4 protein-coding genes, 4 tRNA genes and 1 pseudogene are annotated in these 4328 nt (G+C 47.2%); 7 read left to right on the top strand and 2 right to left on the bottom strand.

Features of this window, described 5'->3' with window-relative positions; translation table 11 throughout:
• Positions 1-137 precede the first annotated feature (137 nt).
• Together murB and birA are read left to right on the top strand one after the other, a co-directional pair.
• A complete protein-coding gene (murB, locus tag D9736_RS23125) occupies positions 138-1166 on the top strand; it encodes a UDP-N-acetylmuramate dehydrogenase (protein WP_130259256.1) in 1029 nt (342 codons plus the stop codon).
• Positions 1163-2128, top strand: a complete 966-nt coding sequence (gene birA, locus D9736_RS23120) for a bifunctional biotin--[acetyl-CoA-carboxylase] ligase/biotin operon repressor BirA (RefSeq protein ID WP_130259255.1) — start codon at positions 1163-1165, stop codon at positions 2126-2128. The genes murB and birA overlap by 4 nt, the downstream gene beginning before the upstream one ends.
• A 28-nt stretch (positions 2129-2156) precedes the next feature.
• On the opposite strand, the gene coaA is transcribed toward birA, so the two are convergent.
• Positions 2157-3107 (bottom strand): type I pantothenate kinase, encoded by a 951-nt coding sequence (gene coaA, locus D9736_RS23115; RefSeq protein WP_000023076.1) that lies wholly within the window; start codon positions 3105-3107, stop codon positions 2157-2159.
• 192 nt (positions 3108-3299) lie between these two features.
• Positions 3300-3450 (bottom strand): annotated as a pseudogene (locus D9736_RS23865) (hypothetical protein); the annotation flags it as partial.
• A gap of 19 nt (positions 3451-3469) precedes the next feature.
• Here D9736_RS23865 and D9736_RS23110 point away from each other — a divergent pair.
• From D9736_RS23110 to D9736_RS23090, 5 genes are all read left to right on the top strand, one after another.
• Positions 3470-3545 (top strand) — tRNA-Thr (locus D9736_RS23110).
• An 8-nt stretch (positions 3546-3553) separates the two neighbouring features.
• A tRNA-Tyr gene (locus tag D9736_RS23105) sits at positions 3554-3638 on the top strand.
• A 116-nt stretch (positions 3639-3754) separates the two neighbouring features.
• Positions 3755-3829, top strand: a tRNA-Gly gene (locus tag D9736_RS23100).
• A gap of 6 nt (positions 3830-3835) precedes the next feature.
• A tRNA-Thr gene (locus D9736_RS23095) sits at positions 3836-3911 on the top strand.
• A gap of 114 nt (positions 3912-4025) precedes the next feature.
• Positions 4026-4328, top strand: a 303-nt coding sequence (locus D9736_RS23090) for a GTP-binding protein (protein WP_000031688.1), incomplete at its 3' end; no start/stop codon positions are given.

Raw genomic sequence — 4328 nt, 5'->3', positions numbered from 1 at the left:
CATCAAATAAAGCAGAAGGCCCGGTCGGAAGACCGGGCCTTTTTGCGTTTCTACAAACTCTTCCTGTCGTCATATCTACAAGCCATCCCCCCGCAGATACGGTAAACTAGCCTCGTTTTTGCATCAGGAAAGCAGCTATGAACCACTCCTTAAAACCCTGGAACACATTTGGCATTGATCATAATGCTCAGCACATTGTATGTGCCGAAGACGAACAACAATTACTCAATGCCTGGCAGCATGCAACCGCAGAAGGACAACCCGTCCTTATTCTGGGTGAAGGAAGTAATGTACTTTTTCTGGAAGACTATCGCGGTACGGTGATCATCAACCGGATCAAAGGTATCGAAATTCATGATGAACCTGATGCGTGGTATTTACATGTAGGAGCCGGAGAAAACTGGCATCGCCTGGTAAAATACACTTTGCAGGAAGGTATGCCTGGTCTGGAAAATCTGGCATTAATTCCTGGTTGTGTTGGTTCATCACCTATCCAGAATATTGGGGCTTATGGCGTAGAATTACAGCGAGTTTGCGCTTATGTTGACTGTGTTGAACTGGCGACAGGCAAGCAAGAGCATTTAACAGCTAAAGAGTGCCGTTTTGGCTATCGCGACAGTATTTTTAAACATGAATACCAGGACCGCTTCGCCATTGTAGCCGTAGGTCTGCGTCTACCAAAAGAGTGGCAACCTGTACTAACGTATGGTGACTTAACTCGTCTGGATCCTACAACAGTAACGCCACAGCAAGTATTTGATGCGGTGTGTCATATGCGCACCACCAAACTCCCTGACCCAAAAGTGAATGGCAATGCCGGTAGTTTCTTCAAAAACCCTGTTGTATCTGCCGAAACGGCTAAAGCATTACTGGCACAATTTCCAACAGCACCAAATTACCCTCAGGCGGATGGTTCAGTAAAACTGGCAGCAGGTTGGCTTATCGATCAGTGCCAGCTAAAAGGGATGCAAATGGGTGGGGCTGCGGTGCACCGTCAACAGGCGTTAGTTCTCATTAATGAAGACAATGCAAAAAGCGAAGATGTCGTGCAACTGGCACATCATGTAAGACAGAAAGTGGGTGAAAAATTTAATGTCTGGCTTGAGCCAGAAGTTCGCTTTATTGGTGCATCAGGTGAAGTTAGCGCAGTGGAGACGATTTCATGAAGGATAATACCGTGCCACTGAAATTAATCGCGCTGTTAGCGAATGGTGAATTTCACTCTGGCGAGCAGCTGGGTGAAACGTTAGGAATGAGCCGGGCGGCTATTAATAAACACATTCAGACACTGCGTGACTGGGGTGTTGATGTCTTTACCGTTCCGGGTAAAGGATACAGCCTGCCTGAGCCCATCCAGTTACTTAATGCTGAACAGATATTGAGTCAGCTGGATGGCGGTAGTGTAGCCGTGCTCCCAGTTATTGACTCCACGAATCAATATCTCCTTGACCGTATCGGAGAGCTTAAATCGGGCGATGCCTGCGTTGCAGAATACCAGCAGGCTGGCCGTGGTCGTCGTGGTCGGAAATGGTTTTCGCCTTTTGGCGCAAACTTATATTTGTCGATGTTCTGGCGTCTGGAACAAGGCCCGGCGGCGGCGATTGGTTTAAGTCTGGTTATCGGTATCGTGATGGCGGAAGTATTACGCAAGCTGGGTGCAGATAAAGTTGGTGTTAAATGGCCTAATGACCTCTATCTGCAGGATCGCAAGCTGGCAGGCATTCTTGTGGAGCTGACTGGCAAAACCGGCGATGCGGCGCAAATAGTCATTGGCGCCGGGATCAACATGGCAATGCGTCGTGTTGAAGAGAGTGTCGTTAATCAGGGGTGGATCACGCTGCAGGAAGCGGGGATCAATCTCGATCGTAATACGTTGGCGGCCATGCTAATACGTGAATTACGCGCGGCGCTGGAACTCTTCGAGCAAGAAGGATTGGCACCTTATCTTTCTCGCTGGGAAAAGCTGGATAATTTTATTAATCGCCCAGTGAAACTTATCATTGGTGATAAAGAAATATTTGGTATTTCACGCGGAATAGACAAACAGGGCGCTTTATTGCTTGAGCAGGATGGAATAATAAAACCCTGGATGGGCGGTGAAATATCCCTGCGTAGTGCAGAAAAATAAGAAAGGGGAGCATTAGCTCCCCTGAAAATTATTTGCGTAGTCTGACCTCTTCTACAGCATGATTAGCACTCTTTGTCAGGATTAAACTGGCGCGCTCGCGAGTAGGTAGAATATTTTGCTTTAAGTTCAGCCAGTTGATCTCTTTCCACAACGTCATGGCAGTCTTAATCGCTTCTTCTTTAGTTAATTTCGCGTAGTTATGAAAATAGGAATCCGGGTCTGTAAAAGCCCCTTCGCGGAATTTCAGAAAACGGTTGATATACCATGTCTGAAGTAAGTCTTCCGGAGCATCAACATATATCGAAAAATCGACAAAATCAGAAACAAATACATGATGTGGATCGTGTGGATAATCCATCCCGCTCTGTAAGACATTTAACCCTTCAAGAATTAAAATATCAGGCTGAACAACAGTTTTATCTCCATCCGGGATCACATCATAAATAAGATGCGAGTAAACAGGTGCTGTAACGTTTGGCACGCCGGACTTGAGATCGGAAACAAACTTCACCAGACGATGCATATCATACGATTCCGGGAAGCCTTTCTTCTTCATCAGGCCACGTTCTTTAAGCACTTTGTTGGGATGAAGAAAACCATCGGTGGTGATCAGTTCAACACGACGGTGTTCCGGCCAACGGCTTAATAGTGCCTGTAACACACGAGCAGTCGTACTTTTCCCTACCGCGACGCTACCAGCAATACTGATAATGTAAGGAATGCGTTGTCCGTTAGTGCCAAGAAACTGTTCCAGAACAGCCTGACGGCGCAGGTTCGAGCTTATATAGAAGTTCAGCAAACGCGATAAAGGCAAATAAATCTCGGCAACTTCTTCTAACGAGAGATCTTCATTTATACCTTTGAGACGGGCGATCTCATCTTCCGATAACGTCATAGGTACGGAATCACGCAGAGCTGCCCACTGGTTGCGGTCAAACTGTAGGTAAGGCGTCATTAACGTTTGCTCTTTTATACTCATAAGCATGTTTCTGGCGGTCATAGCTCTATCGGCAAAGCGATATTTGCCATGGCGCGTCACAGTTCTGTTGAATGGGTTAATGGGCAGGAGGGTAACACCAGATGGGGAGGAATAATAAGAAAAAATCTCTTCCAGGAAGCTATCGTTGAAAAGCAATGTGACAGATATTCCATCTGATAAAAAGAATTGTGTTTTAGCTGGCGCGCATTGTTAATGCAGAGTGATGCTGAAAAAGTATGCTAATCTGTTCGCGATTCGGCTGTTTATTCATCGTGTCGCGCAAAATGTGACCAATAAAACAAATTATGCAATTTTTTAGTTGCATGAACTCGCATGTCTCCATAGAATGCGCGCTACTTGATGCCGACTTAGCTCAGTAGGTAGAGCAACTGACTTGTAATCAGTAGGTCACCAGTTCGATTCCGGTAGTCGGCACCATCAAGTCCGGTGGGGTTCCCGAGCGGCCAAAGGGAGCAGACTGTAAATCTGCCGTCACAGACTTCGAAGGTTCGAATCCTTCCCCCACCACCAATTTCGGCCACGCGATGGCGTAGCCCGAGACGATAAGTTCGCTTACCGGCTCGAATAAAGAGAGCTTCTCTCGATATTCAGTGCAGAATGAAAATCAGGTAGCCGAGTTCCAGGATGCGGGCATCGTATAATGGCTATTACCTCAGCCTTCCAAGCTGATGATGCGGGTTCGATTCCCGCTGCCCGCTCCAAGATGTGCTGATATAGCTCAGTTGGTAGAGCGCACCCTTGGTAAGGGTGAGGTCGGCAGTTCGAATCTGCCTATCAGCACCACTTCTTTTCTCCTCCCTGTTTTTTCCTTCTGTTTATTGCATTCAACAAGTCGGGCATGTTGCCTGGTTGATGTGGTGATATCACCGATTTATCCGTGTCTTAGAGGGACAATCGATGTCTAAAGAAAAGTTTGAACGTACAAAACCGCACGTTAACGTCGGTACTATCGGCCACGTTGACCATGGTAAAACAACGCTGACCGCTGCAATCACTACCGTACTGGCTAAAACCTACGGCGGTGCTGCTCGCGCATTCGACCAGATCGATAACGCGCCGGAAGAAAAAGCTCGTGGTATCACCATCAACACTTCTCACGTTGAATACGACACCCCGACTCGCCACTACGCACACGTAGACTGCCCGGGGCACGCCGACTATGTTAAAAACATGATCACCGGTGCTGCTCAGATGGACGGC

This window comes from Escherichia sp. E10V10 (assembly GCF_004211985.1).
Classification (GTDB): Bacteria; Pseudomonadota; Gammaproteobacteria; order Enterobacterales; family Enterobacteriaceae; genus Escherichia.
This window is presented reverse-complemented; position numbering and strand designations above follow the sequence as displayed.